Consider the following 21421-nt stretch of genomic DNA (forward strand, 5'->3'; position numbering starts at 1 on the left):
ATGAAAAAGTTTAAATCAGCTATACTTGCTACTTCGATCACATCATTATTAACTCTAGGAGCCAGTCAATCGGTTAATGCGTCACAACAAATAGTTGATACGATGAGTTCACAGCTCCGCTTAAATTATCAAATAGTCGATAACAACGCCGTAAACGCAGGGGTAGATTGTGCAGCATTAGGCGCAGATTGGGCTTCTTGTAACAAAGTGACCTTAACGCTTAAAAACACAGGACCAGCAATAACCAGTAAAGATTGGGCTATCTACTTCCATAATATTCGCATGATTTTAGCGGTTAATAATGATCAGTATAAAATTACTCATGTAACCGGTGATTTACATAAATTAGAACCGACAGAAAAATTTACCAATATTCCTGCTAACGCACAGGTAACTATCCCAGTTATTGGTGAATATTGGCAAATAAGTGAAAGTGATGTGATGCCTCGCTGGTATGTAACTTCAACGGATGCTAAACCTAAAATAATTGCCAACACCAATACTGATTCTGATAATTTGTCGGCATTTGTGGCTCCACTAGGTGAACAATGGAAGATATCACCTAACGATCATAATATTTTAATGACCCCTGAAAGCCGTTACCAACGCAATAGTGACATTAAAAAAATTGCAACAGATTTATTGCAAGGCCAAATTTTACCAACCCCAGTTAAACTTACGGTTGGCAAAGAGACCATTACCCTCAATCAAAACGGTGTTAATTTAATGCTTAATGGCTTAGCACAAGCTAGCCAATCAGTGTTAGAAAGTCATTTTAAACAATTAAATATTGCTGTGACAAAGCAAGGGTATAAAGTCAAAGCATCGATTGACAAAACAGCCTTTGAAAAAGGTGTTAATGGCAGTTATAAGCTTGATATAACCTCAGAAGGCGCTACTATTGTCGCCTTTGATGAGAGTGGTATTTTTTATGCTGTAGAATCGATTCTCTCGTCAATTGGCAAATCGTCAATCATTAATACACTTTCAGTTGAAGATGCGCCTCGTTTTGAATATCGTGGAATGATGCTTGATACCGGTCGAAATTTCAAAAGCAAAAAAGCGGTATTACAGTTACTTGATATGATGTCAAAATATAAGATGAATAAATTCCACTTCCACTTAAGTGATGATGAAGGGTGGCGAATTGAGATCCCCGGCCTACCAGAACTCACTGATTTTGGCAGTAAACGTTGTCATGATTTAACTGAAAAACAGTGTCTATTACCACAACTTGGATCTGGGCCAAACAGTGATAATAATGGCAGTGGCTACTTTACCCGCGCAGATTATATCGAAATCGTTAAATATGCCAATGCGCGATTTATTGAAGTTATTCCAGAAATCGACATGCCAGCCCATGCCAGAGCAGCTATCATGTCAATGGAAGTGAGATATCAACGCCTTATGGATCAAGGAAAACCAAATGAGGCTAATGAATATCGATTACTTGACCCAAGTGATACCTCCAATACCACCACAGTACAATTCTATAATCGGCAGAGTTACCTAAACCCATGTTTAGACTCTTCGAAAAAATTTGCTGATAAAGTAATTAGCGAAATAGCCAAAATGCACGTTGAAGCTGGACAACCGATTTCAACATGGCATTTTGGTGGTGATGAGGCTAAAAACATTCACTTCGGCAATGGTTACCAAGATATTCATGCCGCGCAAAAAGAGGCTGGTAAAGGTTTAATCGATCAAAGTGTCGAAGATCATCCATGGGCAAAATCACCAGCATGCCAAACCTTCGTCAAGCAAGGCATAGTAAAAAATATTGAACATTTACCAAGTTATTTTGCGGTTGAAGTGAGTAAAATCATAAAAAATAATGGAATTAATCGCATGCAGGCTTGGCAAGATGGGGTAAAATTTGCCACTAATGCCAAAGCTTTTGCTACCGATGAAGTGGTGGTCAATTTTTGGGATAACTTATATTGGGGCGGGTATGACTCAGTCAATGAGTTTGCCAATAAAGGCTATAAAGTCATCGTATCTAACCCTGATTATGTTTATTTAGATATGCCTTATGAAGTTAATCCAAAAGAAAGTGGTTACTATTGGGCTTCACGCTTTAATGATGAACGCAAAATATTCAGTTTTGCACCGGATAATTTACCACAAAATGCGGAAACCTCATTCGATCGTAATGGTGATGTATTTGCCGCTAAAGGTACCATGAATTGGCCAGGCGCCTATGGCTTATCAGCACAAATCTGGACGGAAAATATTCGCACCGACGATAAATTGGCCTACATGGCTTATCCTCGACTATTGAGTGTTGCTGAGCGGGCATGGCATAAAGCTGAATGGGAAACCGACTATCAAAAAGATCGTGAATTCCAACAAGGCAAAACGCAATATGTTGATCAACAACAACTGCACAACGATTGGAATCACTTTGCTAACTTAATTGGTCAACGAGAATTAGCTAAATTAGATCTTGCTTCAATTAACTATCGTCTTCCTGTTCCTGGAGCGAAGATTGAAGATGGCAAATTAGTTGCTAATGTTGCTTTTCCTGGCTTAACTATCGAATATTCAACCGATAAAGGCGAAAATTGGCAGGCTTACAACGGCCCGGTAGCGGTAAATGGCGCGGTTTCGATCCGCAGTGTCTCGGCTGATAATAAAAGAACAAGTCGTGTTGAACAGCTGAAATAAACATTTTAGCTATTCCTATCCGTTTACTGGCGGATAGGAATAGTCTTAATTAAAAAGCCATCATTCATTAATGAATGGTTTCATTAGCTTCATCATCAAATTCGTCATCACTACCATCTTCGAAATAGGTTCCCCAACCGTCATAATTAACGTTAAATTGGTTTGCCAGTGTAATGATTTCGGCAATTTGCGCATTTATTAACTCAGCATCTAATGGACTTTCAGTAATAATGTCAAAACCGATAACAAAATTACCTGTATCATCAACATCTTCATCTGGATCAGTTGCCTCGTAGCCTAATTTATAAGCCTCGACTGCTACTTTTTCTAACTTATCAAAGTTTTGTGATGAAATATGATGTTCAATAATGTAGAGCGCATGCGGATCACTACCGTCTTCTAAAAGTTCTTGAATAATAGCTAGCGTGTCTTGCTGAGCAAGTTGAATTTGATCTTTCATAATATACCTTTTAGTGGTCGTGCAAATTGTGTGGTATATTACACTTTTAAAAATAATTTTCGAGAAAAAAGTGATCGTCGACTTACATTCGCACACTACTGCATCAGATGGTATTTTAACCCCAAGTGAACTAGTTAGAAGAGCTGCTGATAATCAAATCAGTATGTTAGCAATTACTGATCACGATACAGTCAAAGGTTTGCCAGAAGCAAAAGAGACCATCGTGCGTGAAAACCTACCAGTAAAATTAATTTATGGCGTAGAAGTTTCAACCATATGGAAAAATAACGAAATTCATATTGTTGGCTTGAATGTCGATATTGAAAATTTGCAGTTGCTTGAACTGTTATTAGCTCAAGAGCAAGGGAGAATTGATAGGGCAATTAGCATTAGTGAAAAATTGGCTAAAGTGAGCATCCATGACGCTTATGAGCAGGCTCAACAATTCTCCAAAGGCGATATTGTTTCGCGCTCCCATTTTGCTCGTTTTTTAGTGGCGAGTGGTTATGTGCAAGATATCAAACAAGCGTTTAAAAAATATTTAGGCAAAAGTGGTTATGCATATGTTCCGGCAAACTGTTGTAGCATTGCCGATGCGGTTAAGGTGATCCATGCCGCTGGTGGACAAGCGGTTTTAGCTCACCCATCTCGTTATGATTTAACCTTGACTAAATTAAAATTATTAATTAATGAATTTAAAACCTATGGTGGTGATGCCATTGAAGTTTCACAAAGTCGACAAACTCAAGAAGATCTACAGCAACTAGCCAAATTGGCTAATGAATTTGAATTGTTGGCCTCACAAGGTTCGGATTTTCATGATTTGGTAAATTATCTTGATTTAGGTAAAACAGCGCCATTACCGGGCAGTGTTACGCCAATTTGGTCTGATTGGCGCTGATATTAGATCACGCATTTAATTTGTTAAACCATGACAAAAAATTCGTTCCTTACATTTTTTAATCAGCAATTATGAAAGAAGATTATTATGAGCCAGACCTTTTATATACACCCGGATAATCCACAAACCAGATTATTGGATCAAGTTGTCAAAATATTAAATGACGGTGGAGTGATAGCATTTCCTACTGATTCAGGTTACTCACTAGGCTGTTTACTTGATAACAAATATGGCGTAGATCGTATTTGTCAAATCCGAAATCTGGATAAGCACCATAACTTCACATTAATGTGTCGCGATCTATCGGAACTCTCATCTTATGCATATGTCGATAACACCACCTTTCGGTTATTGAAAAATAATACGCCAGGTAAATATGTCTTTATTTTGCAAGCCAGCAAAGAAGTACCACGACGATTAATGAACGAAAAACGCAAAACAATCGGATTGCGTATTCCGGATAACAAGATTGATTTAGCGCTTCTTGAATTGTTAGGGCAACCTTTAATGACCACAACTCTCATTTTACCTGATGAAAATGAAGCCCAATCCGATCCTGAAGAGATTGAAGATAAAATCGGTCACCAACTCGATGCTATCGTTCATGGCGGTTACATTAGCGAACAACCAACGACGGTTATTGATTTGACCCATGATTATCCAGATATTATTCGAAAAGGCAGTGGTGATATAACACCTTTTGAATAAATAAAATTGAGCAATTAACAAGAAAAAATAAAATGAAGAAAATAATGTCGGTTATTTTAGTGCTTAGTATTGGATTAATGTTATTGTTAGGATTTTTCTCTATCAAACAGATAAATTTTATTAATTCATCACTAATAACTACCGGCACTGTGGTTGACTTAGAAGTGTCCTATATAAGAAACTCTGATGGTACACGATCATTATCTTATCATCCTATCTTCTTATTTGTAGATAACCACCAACGAGTAAGAAAGCTTCAATCAGATGTCGGTAGTAATCCGCCCACTTATCGCAAAGGAGAGGTGGTTGAGATTATCTACAATCCTGAAAATCCTGACCATGCAAAAATTAATAACCTTTTCACCTTGTGGTTTACTGAAATTATTATTGGGATATTGGCAATTGTCCTATTTTTAATTAGCGGGAGTTATTTTTATTTTAATGTTAGAAAAAACCGATTTAAGCGTAAAATGCTAACCAATGGTCGACAAGTTGAAGCACAAATAACTTCGATTGAGGTTAATACAGCCATAGTTATTCAAGGTCGCTCCCCTTATGTCATTTACAGTCAGTGGCAAGATAAATTAACCCCTGATGATATATATATTTTTAAAAGTGAAAATATTTGGTTTGATCCGACGCCTTTCATTAATAGAGAGACCATAACCGTCTATATTGATGTAGTAAATGCAAAACGCTATTATGTCGATATTAGTTTTTTACCTAAGGTAAAATAAATCATCCTTAAATAGAGATACCTGTGAAGGTAGCGAGGCAAAATGAAAAAATTGAATTCTGAAAAATTACAAAAAGTGTTAGCCAATTTAGGCAATGGCTCACGTCGTGAAATTGAAGCGATGATCGTTGCGGGCAAAATTAGTGTTGACGGTAAAATTGCAACATTAGGTGACCGGGTCGATGTTAATGCCAACCCTAAAATTCGTATTAATGGCCACTTGGTGCAATTAAGAAGTAAAGAAAAAGAGGTCTGTCGAGTACTCGCTTATTACAAGCCAGAAGGCGAGATCTGCTCTCGCCATGATCCGCAAGGTCGTGCCAACGTATTTGAACGATTACCACGCTTAAAAAATGCTCGTTGGATCAATATTGGTCGACTTGATATAAATACATCGGGTTTATTGCTATTCACAACAGATGGTGAACTAGCTAATCGCCTTATGCATCCAAGGCATGAAATTGAACGTGAATACGCCGTTCGCGTATTTGGTAATATTACTGACCAACAACTTAATCAACTTCGCAAAGGCGTTCAGTTAGAAGATGGTCCTGCTGCATTTAACTCCATCAAACCACAAGGCGGTGATGGACTAAATCAGTGGTTTAATGTGGTTATTACCGAAGGTCGTAATCGAGAAGTTCGTCGTATGTGGGAAGCCATTGATGTTCAAGTTAGTCGCTTACTTCGTATTCGCTATGGTAATATCACGTTACCAAAAGGTTTATCGCGAGGTACATGGATGGAACTGGGTATTGATTCAGTTAATTATTTACGCCAATTAGTCGGCTTACCTGCTGAAGTCAAAAGCTTTACCACTAAGTCATCTTCCGACAAACGCATTGCCAAACCGAAACGACTGAAACTTAATCAGACAAGCAGATCTACTCGTCAAAAAGTGAATAAAAAACCGACACGAATGTAAAATCTTGCTAACCCTTAAATAAAAATGACTATTTTATTTAAGGGTAACATCATCCCGCCAATTAATTTTAAACATTTACCAAAACCACTAATAGCATTTATTGTTAATAATTAATAACAAAATGTAAAAAAAGTAGCAATAAAAGTTAATAATTAGCTAAAAGTTTAGCATAAACTCAACCAACAGTTTTTTAATAAACTGATAAAAATAGCCATTTTTATATAAACATATCAAAAAAATGGATATGAAATACTTGAAATAACTAGTAGAAAAAAGAAGTAAAGAAAGGAAGTTTATGCGCACGATTATTGCTATTTTTTGTATATTTTTATTAACGGCATGCCATACGCGAACCGCTGAAGATGCATTTAAGGAAGGTCGCTATATAGAAAGTATCAATCTTTTAGCTGCCAGTTTGGATGAAAAAGGGCCAGCAAAGTTTGATCAACAGGACGCTAAGCGCCTACAAACTATTGTTAGTAATGTAATGCAGTTTTACGAAAAAGACCTTAATTACTTCCATCAATATGATTATCCTCAAAAAATAGATGCATATAAGCATTTATTAACTATGAAAGAGATATTAAGTCATCGCTTTTATTCTGATCACATCAGTTTTTTCAATGATAAATATGACACTAGTCAATTAAAGCAAACTCTTGCTAAAGAGTATTATGATTATGGTAATTACATCACTGGCACTGACAGTGAAAGTTATCGAACAAAAGCCGAATTATTTAAAAATAGTTTGTCATACGACAATTATAAAAATGCCGCTACTTTATATAAAAATGCCAATACTAAATATATGCAGATGGCAGCCAAAAATTACTATGACCAAGGTAAACAATTCGAACAACAGGGAAATTATAAAGCTGCTGCTCAAGCTTTTAGTCAGGCTTCATCGATATACAAACCACTAGGTAAATATAAAGATAGTGATAAACTTGCGAAAGATAATGACAAAAAATATGCTACCCAGCAGGCTCAAGAGGCTTATCAACAAGCTAAACAACTGGCAATGAATGCGACAAAGCGTTATGAATATCGAGAAGTTGCCAAGTATTATGCGCAAGCAGCATCTATATATCGGCCATATGGACAATATTTTGACGCCAGTTCATTAGCTGATACTTATGCTAAAAAAGGCATAATTAAAGTTTATTACTATGGTTCAAGTTTCACCGATGAAATAAGAGATAAATTAAGTGCAAATTATATTCAATTTGCCAATTACTCGAGTAGTGCAGAGATAGATATTCGAATTGACTTTAAAAGTGATTTTGTCGATCTAGATAAATCAGTAACCAATGAAACTAAGATTGAGCAAGTCTTTGATAAATATATTGAAGCAAAAGATAAAAACGGTAATACAACTCAAATCAAAACTTACAAAGATCAACGATATAACTTACAAACAGTAACTCATAGTAACAAATTAACCTTAACGGCTAGCATTGAGGTTCACGGTATCTATAGTTATAGCAAATCATTTAAAATTGAAGAATCCTCAGTTAAACATGACTATATTTATAGTGGTAATGTACCTGCCAAATTTCATAATCACAGTGATGGTCGCTTAAAATCGAAAGATGATTTATACACTCAAGCCAAAAGAGATTTATTATCCGAGCTAAACTCAAGATTAGACGATATAGCCAAAGATCTTTCTTACCTTTAATGGACAATTTTTAATAAGGAAAAATATGATGAGAATTATTACCACTTTTTTAATGATGTTTTTATTAATTGGTTGTACACATCAACGGACATATCGAGATGTTTATGCGGAAAGAAATTATCTTGAAAACATCAATTTGTTAGCTACTACAATAGAAGGAAAAAGTGAAGCAAACTTTAAGAAAACTGATGCCGCACAGCTGCGTCAGTTAGTGACTGATGTAATGAACAAATATGAAGATGAATTAGCCAGCACCAATAACACAGATTATAAAAAGCGCATTGAAATCTATCAAAAACTGTTAGAGATGAACAAGCGTTTAAGTAATCGTTTTTACAGTGCGGAATTAGTGAACTTTTTCGATAAATATCCTGATGAAAATTTGCGACAGAACATTGCTAAAGATTTCTATGACCAAGGGGTAAATTTCGAAACCCAAAACGACTATAAAGCTGCAGCTGAGGCATTTAGTCAAGCATCATCAATATATCAACCACTAAGTAAATATAAAGACAGTGATAAACGCGCTTATGATAATGCTAAAAAACACGCTACTTTAATGGCCGAAGAGGCTTATCAGCAAGCAAAAATGCTTTCGAAAAACGCAACCCTACGCCTAGAATATCGTCAAGTCGCCAAATATTATGAGCAAGCCGTAAATGCATATCGTCATTATGGACATTATAAAGATGCGGCTTCTTTAGCTAACACTTATAAACGCAAAGGAATAATAAAAGTTTATGGCTATGGTTCTGAATACTTTTCTGACATAAAATTGGCTCTAAATAAAGATTATATCACTTTTGTTACTTCTCCTATTGACGCTGATCTCAAAATTAAAATAACTTCTGATAAAGAATATAAAGTAACAAACACACAGATTGACATGCCAAACACCCGAAAAGTATTTGATAAATACATAGAACATATCGATGCTCAAGGGAATAGCATTCAAATCCCAACGTTAAAAGATGAAACTTACTATACGAAATTGGATACTACTAACAATATTTTAAGCCTAAAGACTGTAGTAATGATGAAAGGACTTATTGACTTTTCTGACACTATGTATGCAATAACTTCAAGCTATTATGAAAATGATGATGATTTACTACCAGTAGCAAAAAGAGAACAGATCACTAAATTAAGATCATTGCTAGAAAGTATTGCTCAAAAACTTTCTTCCCTTTAATGGACAATTTTTAATAAGGAAAAATATGATGAGAATTATTATTGCAAGTTTATTAATGTTTTTATTAGTGAGTTGTACTCACGAACGCACATCTCAAGATGCTTATGCTGAGGGAAACTATGTTGAAAGTATCAATCTATTAGCGGCAAAAATAGAGGAAAAAAGTGAAGAAAACTTTAAGCAAACTGATGCCGAAAAACTCAGTAAGTTAGTAACTGATGTGATGAACAAATATGAGGATGAATTAACTAGCACCGATAAGACTGATTATAAAAAACGTATTGATGTTTATGAAAAGTTATTCGAGATTAACCAACGCTTAAGTAACCGTTTTTACAGTGCTGAATTGGTATTCTTTTTTGATAAATATTCTGATGAAGACTTGAGGCAAATTATTGCTAAAGATTTCTATGACTATGGTAATTCAATCACTGGTACTGATTCTGACAGTTATCATACAAAAGCTGAGTTATATAAAAGTGGTTTGTCTTACTACAGTTATAAAAATATTGCTACTTTATATAAAAATGCTAATACCAAATATATGCAGATTGCCGCTAAAGATTTCTATGATCAAGGTAGAAATTTCGAAAAACAGAAAGATTATAACGCTGCGTCTGAGGCATTTAGTCAAGCATCATCAGTATATCAACCACTAGGTAAATATAAAGACAGTGATAAACGCGCTTATGATAATGCTAAAAAACACGCTACTTTAATGGCCGAAGAGGCTTATCAAAAAGGTAAAAAACTGGCAAAAGGCGCTGACAGCCGCTCAACTTTTCGTTCAGTTGGCGAATATTATAGGCAAGCCGCAGACGTATATAGTCGTTTTGGACGTTATAAAGATGCAGCTTCTTTAGCTGAAAAGTATCATAATAAAGGTTTAATATCGGTTTATTTTCATTCTGACGATCTCTGTTCTGATGTAGGCTCAGCTTTTTCTGCTGATTATCTCTACTTTGTCAGTTCTTTATCTAGGGCAGATGTCATGGTTAGTGTGACTTGTAATAGCCGTTATTACTCCCCTCAACAATCGTATAACACGGAAATAAAACGCGAAAAAGTATTTGATAAATATGTAGAACAGACCGATGATCAAGGGCATACAACTCAGGTCGAAACTTTTAAAGAAGTGTCTTACAGCGAGTCAACCAGAACTTATCGCAATAGCTTAACATTATCGACTGAAGTAAGCGTTAGAGGACTTATTAGTTCAAGTAGCTCATTTACTATAGAAAAATCTTCAGAAAAATATGAGGTTAATTATTGGGGTGGAGATGTACCTTCACATGTACATGACTATAACGAAGGTGTTTTAGAATCTCCAGATGAATTAGAACAAAGAGCTAAAAGCGAACAAAGCAGTCAATTAAGATCAATAATTGAAAGTATTGTTAAAGATCTTTCATACCTATAAAGGACAACTTTATGAAAATTAAAAAATTAATGAAAATTATTTTGGCCTCTTTATCAATATTTCTATTAGTTGCTTGTGCCCACCAACGCACATATCAAGATGCTTATGAAGAAGGAAACTTTCTGCAAAGCATCAATCTTTTAGCGGGAACAATAGAAGAAAAGAGTGAAGGAAATTTTAAGCAAACTGATGTAGAAAAACTGCGTCAGTTAGTGGCTGAAATGATGAATAAATATGAGACTGAATTAGCGAATACCATTAAATCTGATTATGAAAACCGCATTGAAATCTATCAAAAATTATTAGAGATGTCCCTGCGTTTGACTAATCATTATTATAGTCCGCAATTAGCCTTCTTTTTGGATAAATATTCAAGTGAAGGTTTAAAACAAAAATTAGCTAATATTTATATTGAACAAGCAAACGCTATCCCCGCTATATATCCTGGAGATTATGAGAAAAGAGCAATTTTATATAAAAAATCATTAGATTGGTATTATGATAAAGATATCGAAAAAGCTTATATTTACTCTGATACTAGATACCGGCAACTTGAGGCAGAAGTATTATACAAACTTGCCAAACAACAAATACAATTAGGAGATTATAGTACAGCGGTAACTTGTTTTAGAACGATTATCGATATTTATAAGCCTTTAGGTCATTACAAAGACACTAAAGAATTAACTAATTACTATGAAAAAAAAATGATCAAACGTTAAGCTTATAATTGATATTCACAAGGTGAAAATACAGCTAAAGATGCGATACGACATTATTAATATCGACAGGTAGCAACAAATATTTATGCAAAGTATGGTAATTATCGAGATTCGCAACAAAAAGCAATAAGTTATGCTGACCAAGGTAAAATAAGACTATATGTGACAGGTAATACAAATTCATTTTCTAATTTTGTAGAAGATTATTTCAAAAATGATGATGCTATTATATTAGTTTACAACAGTAGTGGTAGTGACATTACTATTAATCTTAGTGAAGATGAGCGATATTCGGATGATGGCGGTTCAGTAACAAATGACACTAAAAAGAATGGTGAAAAAGAATATAACTTAAGAACTGAAACATTAGTAAGTAATTATAGTTTAAACCTTAGCGTAAATATTTCTGGATTAAGTGGTTATTATGACAGATTTTCAGCTGAAAAAAGTTCGAGACAAGTTAAGTATACCTACACTGGTGATAAACCTAGTTACGAATTTGATAGTACAGACGGTAATTACTATTCTCGTAGTGAATTAAGACAACAAGCAGAAGATGATATAAAATCAAGTTTTAGCAATTACCTTTCTAGGCTTTCTTCAGCAATTCATCAATTATAAATAACAATCAATAAATATAATCCCACTCAGTTATTCTCTAGGTGGGATTTTTATTTTTAAAGATGACTAAATCTCAGTTAAATTTTTAATCAAACAATTATTCAATGCCTAATACCATTCGCCCATTTTTGGTGGCAACATTTACCACATTATCTAAATCTGTATAACGACAGCCAGTGACTAATAATTTAAGTTCTTCCCACATATTACCGGTTGAAAAAGGTAACATATAATCACTGACGTTATCAGTCCCAATTGCCACAGGTATTCCGGCGGCAGCAAGTTCATCGACTGGCGTTAATGAATTGCGGGTTGGGCCATGTTCTTCACGGCGTGGGCTATCGATCCAAGCAAATGGGCAAGCAATTACCATCATTTTAGCTTCTTTCATTTTTTGGTAGAGTTTTTGACGATATTGCAAACTATGAGCAGTAATCGAAATACTGTGAATGGCCACCACTCGACCATGCATATTATGCTCAATGGTTTTATCAGTTAATTGTTCGGTTTCGATCTCATCTGATGAATTAAATTGGTCAACATGCACATGCACCATCTTGCCTAATGATTTACCGGTCTGCATTAACACATCTAAATGTTTAAGTCCCATTCCTTCACCATGATCGCGTTCATCACGACGAGGTAAGCCACCGATAATATCGACTAAATCAGCGCCTTTATCAAACCAATAACGTGCTTCTTTATCAATTACCCCTTTAAGGGTTTGGTTGACTAATTTAATGATAATGTCACTTTTATAGGTCTCACGCGCTCGCAGCGCTCCTCGAATTGCGCGCTCTTCAGCAATCGGGTCGATATCGACAAACGACCCCATGGCAGTTACACCTTGTTCAATCATACGCTCAACCGCCATGCTAAAATGCCGGTAATAATCATCTTCGGTCATTGCCGCTTTGACTTTATCCAGCGTATCCCATTTTTCAATCAGAGTTTGTTTTTGATAGACATCAAAACTATCGACAGTGATTGTAAAAGCACGATCAGCATGCATATGTGAATTAACCCAACCACCATTTTGCTTAATTTTATTCATCAAATATGCTTTTAAACTTTGGTCTCGACTGGTTGATAACATGGTTTTATTATCGGTCATAATGTGCCTCTACAATTCAGTTACTATTAAGATTTAAATCGACAAAAAAAATCCTCCAAAAAGGAGGATCAAAATGACTTACACGGGTTATTGTTTGCGATGACTAAATTATTATTTTTCATAGAATATTTATTGCTAAGTTCTAATAAGTTGTCGAGAATTCTAATGTTTTTATTGATAAGATCAAGTACTTTAATTTTAAAAATATCTAAATAAATGAAATGGTTAAAGTATTATTTTTGAGATTATTTAACAGCAAAATAGTTTTTTGCGCTCAGCGATGGGCAATTATTAAATTTTACCACTCTAACTTATTATTTAATACTAAGTATCGTGGTCGAAAAAATGAGATTAGCATAAAAATGATTTATTAATTATAGTGTGAATCATAAATTAATTTGTTCTAAAGGAAAATATATGACACCACTCAATATTATAGCCACAATTACGGTTAAACCAGAATTTCAAGAGGCATTTACCCCTATTTTTAAACGATTAGTTACTGGTAGTCGAGCTGAAGCAGGTTGCTTGCGTTATGAGCTTAATCAAAGTATTGAAAATCCGAATGTTTATATTGTAGTAGAAAGGTGGCTATCACAGCAGGCGATCGACTTACACAATACCACTGCGCATTTTGTTGAATTCGCCAATTTTGCAAAGGATCATGTTGATGGATTATCGATTTCAGTCGCTAAACAGGTCGACATCTAATAGGTAAAATCACCGACACTCAAAAGTGTCGGTGGCTTATCATATTACATCTTATCAACCGTTTTGATACCAAGCATATCCAAACCGGTCTTAAGCGTTTTCGCGGTTAAAGAGGCCAGTTTTAAACGGCTCAGTTTCAACTCTTCATTTTCAGCCGCTAAAATAGGGCAGTGCTCATAGAAACTGGAGAATAGAGTCGCTATATCATACAAATAAGCACAAAGCACATGTGGAGTTCCCTCTGCGGCGACGTTGGAAATCGTTTCATCAAATTGAATTAATCGAATGGCTAAGGCACGCTCTTTGTCGGTACTTAAATTGATATTACCTGTTAAGCTATTTTCACTGATATTAGATTTTCTAAATACCGAAAGTACACGAGTATAAGCATATTGCAAATAAGGCGCGGTATTGCCTTCAAATGACAACATATTATCCCAATCAAATACATAATCGGTGGTACGATTTTTCGATAGATCAGCATATTTCACGGCACCAATTGCCACAGCATCAACCACTTGAGCCAGTTCCGTTGTAGAAAGCTCAGGATTCTTACTTTTAATTAAGGCTTCTGCACGTTCAGTTGCCTCATCAAGTAGATCATTTAATTTAACGGTATCACCTGAACGAGTTTTAAACGGTTTGCCATCTTTACCAAGCATCATCCCAAACATATGGTGTTCTAGTTTCAACGATTCTGGAACATATTTAGCTTTATGGACAATCGTCCAAACTTGTTCTAAATGTTGATGTTGACGAGAATCAGTATAATAAAGAATACGATCAGCGTGTAACGTTTCATAACGGTATTTAGCACAAGCGATATCGGTTGTTGCATATAGGTAGCCACCATCACGTTTTTGGATGATAACGCCCATCGGTTCGCCTTCTTTATTTTTATACTCATCTAAAAATACCACAATGGCGCCTTCACTCTCAACGGCTAATTTTTTCTGTTTTAAATCGGCAACAATACCCGGTAGCATACTGTTATAAATGCTTTCGCCCATGGTATCTTCAACTGTTAATGTTACATTTAATCGTTTATAAGTTGCGATGTTTTGTGTCATGGTAATATCAACAAGCTTACGCCACATATCACGACAATACTCATCGCCACCTTGGAGTTTAACTACATAATTTCGTGCTTTTTCAGCAAAGACTTCATCTTCATCATAATGTTTTTTAGCAGCACGATAGAAAGATTCTAAATCCGACAGTTGCATATCGTTGGCATGTTCATTTTGCATCTTTTCCAGATAAGCAATCAACATACCAAATTGAGTACCCCAATCACCAACATGGTTAGCTCGAATAACATTGTGACCTAAGAAAGATAATACCCGCACACTGGCATCACCAATAATGGTTGAGCGTAAATGACCAACGTGCATCTCTTTGGCAACGTTTGGTGCAGAGTAATCAACCACAATGGTTTGCGGTTTGGCTGGTAAGGTAATATTCAGTTTATCACTACTTAAAGCCAATTCGTTCTGATCGGCAATCCAACTATCTTTTAAAAAGATATTAATAAAACCGGGACCTGCAATTTCCACTTTATCGGCAATATCATCAATATCAAGATGTTGCAAAACCTTCTCTGCCAATGCTCGTGGTGGCATAGCCAATTTTTTAGCGGTAGACATGATACCATTAGCTTGATAGTCACCAAATTGAACTTTAGCTGATTGCTTGATTAAAGCATCACAATTTTTATCGGCACCTGCCATAATCATTGCTTGGGAAACTCGTTGCGTTAGTAATTGTTGAATATTCACACTATACCTAATCGATAAGAAATAAATGAGGCATATAATACCGACAAACGTAACAATTGTCACTGATTGGCTGATATCTAACATCTATTGCGCAATTATCTGGCTATCGACAAAACGCTTGTTTACAATTCTACTTGCTCACACTAAACTATTTATTGTTCTCAACGGGGTGCCCTGGAGGGCTGAGAGTGTCAGAGTGACTGACATAACTCGTCGAACCTGAACTGGATAATGCCAGCGGAGGGATTTGAGTTATTATATCTGCTCAAACCTTTTGTCTTTTACTAATTACTTTGGAGGCAAAATGTTTCGTAAAAACTTTTTACTATCTGTTATTTTTTCCTTATCACTGTTTAGCCAATTAGCCAATGCTGAACTTCCTACCTTAACCGTATATAGCTATAACTCATTTATGTCACAATGGGGGCCGGGTGAGGTGATTAAAAAAGGGTTTGAAGCGCAGTGCAACTGCCAGCTTGATGTTGTCACTTTAGGTGATGGGGTTTCGGTATTAAATCGTATTCGCCTTGAAGGTGATAAAACTAATGCCGATGTTATTTTAGGACTCGATAATAACTTGTTAGAACAGGCAAAACAAGCCAATCTGCTTATTCCGCATCAAATCGCTAAACCGGATAATCTTAATACCAATTGGTGGGACGATAGCTTTATGCCTTATGATTTTGGATATTTTGCTTTTATCTATAATATAGACAAAGTCAAAAATCCACCACACTCTTTACATGAACTGGTCGACAATAAAGCTGGTTGGAAGATCATCTATCAAGATCCAAGAACTAGTACGCCAGGACTTGGTTTACTTTTTTGGATGAAAAAAGTGTATGGTGACAATGCCGCAAATGCATGGCAACAAGTGGCTAAAAACACCGTAACTGTTACTAAAGGTTGGAGTGAAGCTTATGGCATGTTCTTAAAAGGTGAGGCCGATTTTGTACTCAGCTATAATACCTCTCCGGTGGCGCATATCATGAACGAAAATGATCGCCATTATCAAGCGGCTATTTTTGATGAAGGACATTATCGTCAAGTAGAGGTGGCAGGTATCATAAAATATAGTCAAGAGGTCGACTTAGCTCGACAATTTTTACGCTATTTACTTACGCCAGAAGTGCAACGCCAATTTGCTGAAAAAAATGTGATGTATCCAATTATTAAAACCGATATCCCTAATGCCTTTGCACAAATTAATTCGGTAAATAGATCGCTAGAATTTAAACCAGAAGAGATCGAAAAACATCAAAAGGCTTGGATTCGAGAGTGGCAATCGGCAATTAGTAAATAGTTTTGCCTTAGAACTGTACTACCAATGTTAAAATTTAAATCGTTACTACCGGGAATCAGTGCTGCTAGCTTAATTCTTATTATTTTAGGCTCAGCACTCATTGCTATCTGGCGATTTGCCTTACAATCAGGCAATGTAGCGATCTATCTTGATAGCTATGTACTGCATATCGTTTGGATCACCTTTTATCAAGCTTTATTATCGACAATACTTTCGCTTACATCGGCAATCCTAATGGCTAAAGCTCTCTCCTTAATTGAGTTTAAAGGTAAACGATTATTGATAAAGTTAATGCCAGTTACCTTTATTCTGCCGGCCTTAGTGGTGGTGACCGGATTATTATCGGTGTACGGTCAACAAGGGGTACTGGCTTACTTGTGCCAACTACTGCATATCCCATTCTCATTTTCAATTTATGGATTAAAAGGTATTTTATTGGCGCATGTTTTTTTAAATTTTCCTTACGCATGCGCGCTATTTTATCAAACGCTAAACAGTGTTCCTATTGAACAAAGACAGCTGGCTGCACAACTTAACTTTTCAACCTTTACCTTTTTTAAATTACTCGAGTGGCCTTTACTTCGTAGACAAATATTGCCTATGGCAGCTCTTATTTTTATGCTCTGCTTTTCGAGTTTTGCCATTGTCCTCGCTCTCGGTGGAGGTCCCAAATATACTACGCTAGAAGTAGCTATCTACCAAGCCGTGCGTGACTTTGACCTATTACAAGCCGCATTACTTGCTTGTGTACAGTTGCTTTGCTGTTTGGCTTTTATCGGTTTAATGCAAAAAATCAACAAAACTGGAACAAAATTTAGTGTCACATTTAGTGACACAAACTATCGATTACCGACAGCCAATTGGCTAAAAGTTATCAGTATGTTTGTTATCATCAGCGGTGGACTATTTATCTTTTTACCAATGCTCACCATATTGATTCAAGGTATCTTTTTTTTCCGAATTTCATTGTTAACATTCATGTTACTACAAGCGTTACTGTTTTCAATCGTTATCGCTTTTGGCTCTGCCATGATTGCGATGCTACTTGGTTTGTTGTTGCTGTGGACAAATAGTCGACTGTTAATCAATCAGCAGCGTCAAATAAGCAATCGATTGATGCTGATAGCCTCACTTATCTTAGCCATACCGAGCATGGTATTGGCATCTGGACTATTTTTATTGCTATTTGGTTATAGCAATAACACGGTTTTTATCTGTTTATTAATTATGTTATGTAATGGATTAATCGCCTTACCTTTTATTCTAAAAAATTTAGCCATGCCATTGTATGACATCACAGCGCGTTATTGGCAGTTAACTCAGTCATTGAATATTAATGGTGTAGCCCATTTTTATTTAGTGGACTTTAAAGGATTGAAAAGTAAAATGTTAATGAGTTTTGCTTTTGCTGCAGTGTTATCATTGGGTGATTTTGGAGTAATAGCACTATTTGGTGGGCAGTCAGTTGCCACGTTACCTTATTATCTTTATCAACAGATATCGCATTATCATTACCAAGAAAGTATAGTAACAGCAACGATTTTATTACTTTTATCATTTAGTTTATTAGTTGTGATGGATTATGATCGAACTTCAAAAAATTGAATATCATTATAATGACTTCAAAATGCACTTTGCGCTAAATATTGCCGCTAAAGAACGAGTTGTTATTGTTGGTCCAAGTGGGGCAGGTAAAAGCACTTTACTCAGTTTAATTGCTGGATTTATTTTTCCTAACTCAGGGCAAATAATTCTAAATCAGCAGAATGTTACCACAACTTTACCTGGCAAACGTCCTGTATCAATGCTATTTCAACATAATAATTTATTTAGCCATCTTACTGTTGAACAAAATATAGCCTTAGGCATCAAACCCGCATTAAAACTTAGTCGAACCGAACAAACCACTATTGACGATATTTTAATTCGCATAGGACTAGAGGGCTTTAATCAACGCTATCCGGAACAACTATCAGGAGGGCAACGTCAACGAGTAGCATTGGCACGTTGTCTAATACAACATCGTCCTATATTATTATTAGATGAACCATTTTCCGCCCTTGACCAAGCATTACGTTTTGAAATGTTAGCCTTGGTCAATCAAGTTTGCTCAGAATTTAATCTTACCTTAATGATGGTCTCTCACTACTTGGATGATTCTCTTAACCACTTCTCACGCTGCTTAGTTATTGAAAATGGAAAGATTATTTTTAATGCAGCACCGAATCATCTGAAACAAAACGAAAATCAGAGGATTGCAAGGTTATTGGGTTTTAGATGATACTAATAACCTTGTTTAGATTATTAAAAGTCAAGTCATTTCATAACTTAAAGACTTTAATAGACAGATTAACTAATTGGAATAATGAAAAAATAACTTATATCAATTGGTTGATATTAACTTAGTAAAAAATAATTTTACACCAATACTTTCATCTTTTTATATAGCTGAGCTTGCATTTATGACACCAATTAATCTTAAGTAATCTTTCAAGTTATATCTCGAAATTTTCCCGACAAATCTTTAATGTTTTAGCTTTTAAAAGTGTATGTAGCTTTTATAAAACGTAATATCAAAAGCCGAATATTAAGGCTTAAAAATGAAAAATTTTTTAGTTATAGCCAATATTAAATGATTAATTTTCACAAAAATCTTCATTAACTCAATAATTTAATTTTATAAAAAAGTTGCATAGTTGCTTAAAATCATTATACTTCTTACTCCTCAAAGGTTAATAGCCCACCATTTTAATTAAAAATCAAATAAAACATCAAATAAAACATCAAATAAAACATCAAATAAAACATAAAGTTAAATGACATGGATGTCGAAATGAATTATAATTTTAAAAGCACAATATGGATAACCTATAACTCAACTTCGTTAAAGTTAAGCTCGCAAACTTTATATTTCGCTAAAATCTATTGTTTATCGAAATTGCATGAAATTGCGCGAGTTTTATCGCAATCCTTGCAATGTTCCTTTTTATCTGGGCAGTTGCTTTTAGGGTTAATGTTTGTTTTGCCGTTAATAACTTCCTATTCTAGTCTGGCATTAACCTCTAAAACGTCAAATATAATTAATGGTCGTGCCCCATATTTAACCTTTGACGGCGGTCGCTCTCAGGCAACCAACATTGACGAGTTACTTGGAATATCTCTTTCTGATGGTAGCATATTCACTCCCGCAACTCCTAATTCAAGAGACGATCCTATCGTTTTACCTGTTGCAGGTCAGAGTTTTGCTGATATTGGTATGTTAGTACCAACCAATACAGATTCTATTACATTAGGTTCACTTATTGGTTCGCCCTATAATTATTGGGGTGATGATGATGGCGATGGTCAGGGGGGGAATGGTATAACTGTTACAGGTAGTTTAAGTTTATCCATTGTTGATAAAAATAACCAACCAGTTGGCCGTAATGAAGTGCTTACTGTTTGTAATGCGCCGTATAAATTAACGTTATCTAGTACTGAAGGTACATTAACAACTCGTTATGGTGTACCGAATGAAAGTCATTTTAGCGCAAGTAATGTCAGTTATTATATTAATCCTAAGGCCGCACCAGTGATTTGTTTTGCAAAACCTAACATGAGATACGGTGGTACAAATTATTATCCTCATCAGCATAGTGGCCCTGCTACCATTTGGAACCCTGATAAGGGATTTCTTGTTCAGTCGGTTACGCCGTCGTCTTATGGTTCAAATTTTCCTACTACGGGAGCTAATGGTTTATATTTTGATTTAGAGATAGCTGGTGTTGCTCAACCTTTAACGTGGAAAGAGGTTTCACCTAATGGTGATATTAAGGCGACGATGACTAATTCAACAAATACCAGCGTTCGGGTCACCCTGAAAGGTCCTGCCGTTACTGACTCTGCGCAATGGGGTTCAAGTAATCCGGATAGTATCGGTAAGCCATCTTTTCCTCAGGTATTTGAGTTAGTTGGCCTTGATAATAATAATAACGAAGTCGTCAAGTATGGTTTTGTGTTAAAGCAGTGGTTCGCCACCCGTGGTGATCGAATAAATACTGATAAATTCTCTTATACTAATACATCATCTTGGTGTACTAAAATTGGATATCGGTTCCCTATGGTAAAAGATTTAACCAACGCAGTTAAAGGCAATATCAGCGGTGCTACACCTGCATCGACCAATGATAATTATCAGCGTCATATTGGTGCTGGATTTTTTACGGAGTGGGGGAGTCTGGTTGATTACCTTAATTTCAACGGACATGACTTTTATTATTGGGTGGATAATGGCACGAATCAAAACGATCAGTATGTCGTTTCGTTTCGGGGCAGCATAGTTCTGATTAATGCTATTTGGCAAAAATGGCACGGGATTTGCGTCTATCCTTAGCACTTATTATTACTCCTTGGGTAAGGAAGCTAGGAATAGGTTAAGTAGAGTTAGAAAGCTAAAAAATAACTGTTTTGTCAAGGCAATGGCGCTGATCAAGAGGGCGATAA

18 protein-coding genes and 1 riboswitch are annotated in these 21421 nt (G+C 35.6%); of the genes, 15 read left to right on the top strand and 3 right to left on the bottom strand.

The genetic code is table 11. The features are described 5' to 3' along the window. A complete protein-coding gene (locus DKK70_RS05760) occupies window positions 1-2667 on the top strand; it encodes a beta-N-acetylhexosaminidase (RefSeq protein ID WP_110433125.1) in 2667 nt (888 codons plus the stop codon). A 67-nt stretch (window positions 2668-2734) separates the two neighbouring features. On the opposite strand, the gene rraB is transcribed toward DKK70_RS05760, so the two are convergent. Next, window positions 2735-3127, bottom strand: a complete 393-nt coding sequence (gene rraB / locus DKK70_RS05765; protein ID WP_034882928.1) for a ribonuclease E inhibitor RraB — start codon at window positions 3125-3127, stop codon at window positions 2735-2737. A 70-nt stretch (window positions 3128-3197) separates the two neighbouring features. Between rraB and rnm the strand changes: the two genes are divergently transcribed. From rnm to DKK70_RS05810, 9 genes are all read left to right on the top strand, one after another. After that, on the top strand, window positions 3198-4028 hold the full coding sequence (gene rnm, locus DKK70_RS05770) for an RNase RNM (RefSeq protein WP_219999693.1): 831 nt from the start codon (window positions 3198-3200) through the stop codon (window positions 4026-4028). 87 nt (window positions 4029-4115) lie between these two features. Beyond that, window positions 4116-4736: an L-threonylcarbamoyladenylate synthase gene (locus DKK70_RS05775; protein WP_110433126.1), complete on the top strand. Its 621-nt coding sequence runs from the start codon at window positions 4116-4118 to the stop codon at window positions 4734-4736. 32 nt (window positions 4737-4768) lie between these two features. Then, the gene (locus DKK70_RS05780) at window positions 4769-5473 is read left to right on the top strand and encodes a DUF3592 domain-containing protein (protein WP_110433127.1); all 705 of its coding nucleotides are present in this window, start codon (window positions 4769-4771) and stop codon (window positions 5471-5473) included. Between the two features lie 42 nt (window positions 5474-5515). Further along, the gene (gene rluB / locus DKK70_RS05785) at window positions 5516-6397 is read left to right on the top strand and encodes a 23S rRNA pseudouridine(2605) synthase RluB (RefSeq protein ID WP_110433128.1); all 882 of its coding nucleotides are present in this window, start codon (window positions 5516-5518) and stop codon (window positions 6395-6397) included. Between the two features lie 295 nt (window positions 6398-6692). Beyond that, a complete protein-coding gene (locus DKK70_RS05790; RefSeq protein ID WP_110433129.1) occupies window positions 6693-8078 on the top strand; it encodes a hypothetical protein in 1386 nt (461 codons plus the stop codon). A gap of 25 nt (window positions 8079-8103) precedes the next feature. Next, the gene (locus DKK70_RS05795; protein WP_146210847.1) at window positions 8104-9270 is read left to right on the top strand and encodes a hypothetical protein; all 1167 of its coding nucleotides are present in this window, start codon (window positions 8104-8106) and stop codon (window positions 9268-9270) included. A 25-nt stretch (window positions 9271-9295) separates the two neighbouring features. Continuing rightward, window positions 9296-10690: a hypothetical protein gene (locus DKK70_RS05800; protein WP_146210848.1), complete on the top strand. Its 1395-nt coding sequence runs from the start codon at window positions 9296-9298 to the stop codon at window positions 10688-10690. A gap of 11 nt (window positions 10691-10701) precedes the next feature. Next, window positions 10702-11412, top strand: a complete 711-nt coding sequence (locus DKK70_RS05805; RefSeq protein ID WP_110433132.1) for a hypothetical protein — start codon at window positions 10702-10704, stop codon at window positions 11410-11412. Window positions 11413-11574: 162 nt separating this feature from the next. Continuing rightward, window positions 11575-12033, top strand: coding sequence for a hypothetical protein (locus DKK70_RS05810; RefSeq protein WP_110433133.1), 459 nt, complete (start codon window positions 11575-11577; stop codon window positions 12031-12033). A 97-nt stretch (window positions 12034-12130) separates the two neighbouring features. Here the strand turns inward: DKK70_RS05810 and DKK70_RS05815 are convergent, their stop codons facing one another. Beyond that, a complete protein-coding gene (locus DKK70_RS05815) occupies window positions 12131-13147 on the bottom strand; it encodes an amidohydrolase family protein (protein WP_219999694.1) in 1017 nt (338 codons plus the stop codon). Between the two features lie 417 nt (window positions 13148-13564). Between DKK70_RS05815 and DKK70_RS05820 the strand changes: the two genes are divergently transcribed. Further along, the gene (locus DKK70_RS05820; protein WP_110433134.1) at window positions 13565-13858 is read left to right on the top strand and encodes a putative quinol monooxygenase; all 294 of its coding nucleotides are present in this window, start codon (window positions 13565-13567) and stop codon (window positions 13856-13858) included. A gap of 44 nt (window positions 13859-13902) precedes the next feature. On the opposite strand, the gene argS is transcribed toward DKK70_RS05820, so the two are convergent. After that, a complete protein-coding gene (gene argS / locus DKK70_RS05825) occupies window positions 13903-15636 on the bottom strand; it encodes an arginine--tRNA ligase (protein ID WP_110433135.1) in 1734 nt (577 codons plus the stop codon). 155 nt (window positions 15637-15791) lie between these two features. Continuing rightward, a riboswitch (TPP riboswitch) is annotated at window positions 15792-15900 on the top strand. 40 nt (window positions 15901-15940) lie between these two features. Between argS and thiB the strand changes: the two genes are divergently transcribed. The 4 genes from thiB to DKK70_RS05845 all read left to right on the top strand — a co-directional run bounded on the left by thiB (window position 15941) and on the right by DKK70_RS05845 (window position 21311). Beyond that, window positions 15941-16939, top strand: a complete 999-nt coding sequence (gene thiB / locus DKK70_RS05830) for a thiamine ABC transporter substrate binding subunit (RefSeq protein WP_110433136.1) — start codon at window positions 15941-15943, stop codon at window positions 16937-16939. 24 nt (window positions 16940-16963) lie between these two features. Continuing rightward, on the top strand, window positions 16964-18544 hold the full coding sequence (gene thiP / locus DKK70_RS05835; RefSeq protein WP_110433137.1) for a thiamine/thiamine pyrophosphate ABC transporter permease: 1581 nt from the start codon (window positions 16964-16966) through the stop codon (window positions 18542-18544). Continuing rightward, window positions 18522-19220 (top strand): thiamine ABC transporter ATP-binding protein ThiQ, encoded by a 699-nt coding sequence (gene thiQ / locus DKK70_RS05840; protein ID WP_110433138.1) that lies wholly within the window; start codon window positions 18522-18524, stop codon window positions 19218-19220. The genes thiP and thiQ overlap by 23 nt, the downstream gene beginning before the upstream one ends. A gap of 552 nt (window positions 19221-19772) precedes the next feature. Beyond that, a complete protein-coding gene (locus DKK70_RS05845) occupies window positions 19773-21311 on the top strand; it encodes a hypothetical protein (protein WP_110433139.1) in 1539 nt (512 codons plus the stop codon). The last annotated feature ends 110 nt before the right edge of the window (window positions 21312-21421 follow it).

The organism is Gilliamella apicola, from assembly GCF_003202655.1.
GTDB lineage: Bacteria > Pseudomonadota > Gammaproteobacteria > Enterobacterales > Orbaceae > Gilliamella > Gilliamella apicola_R.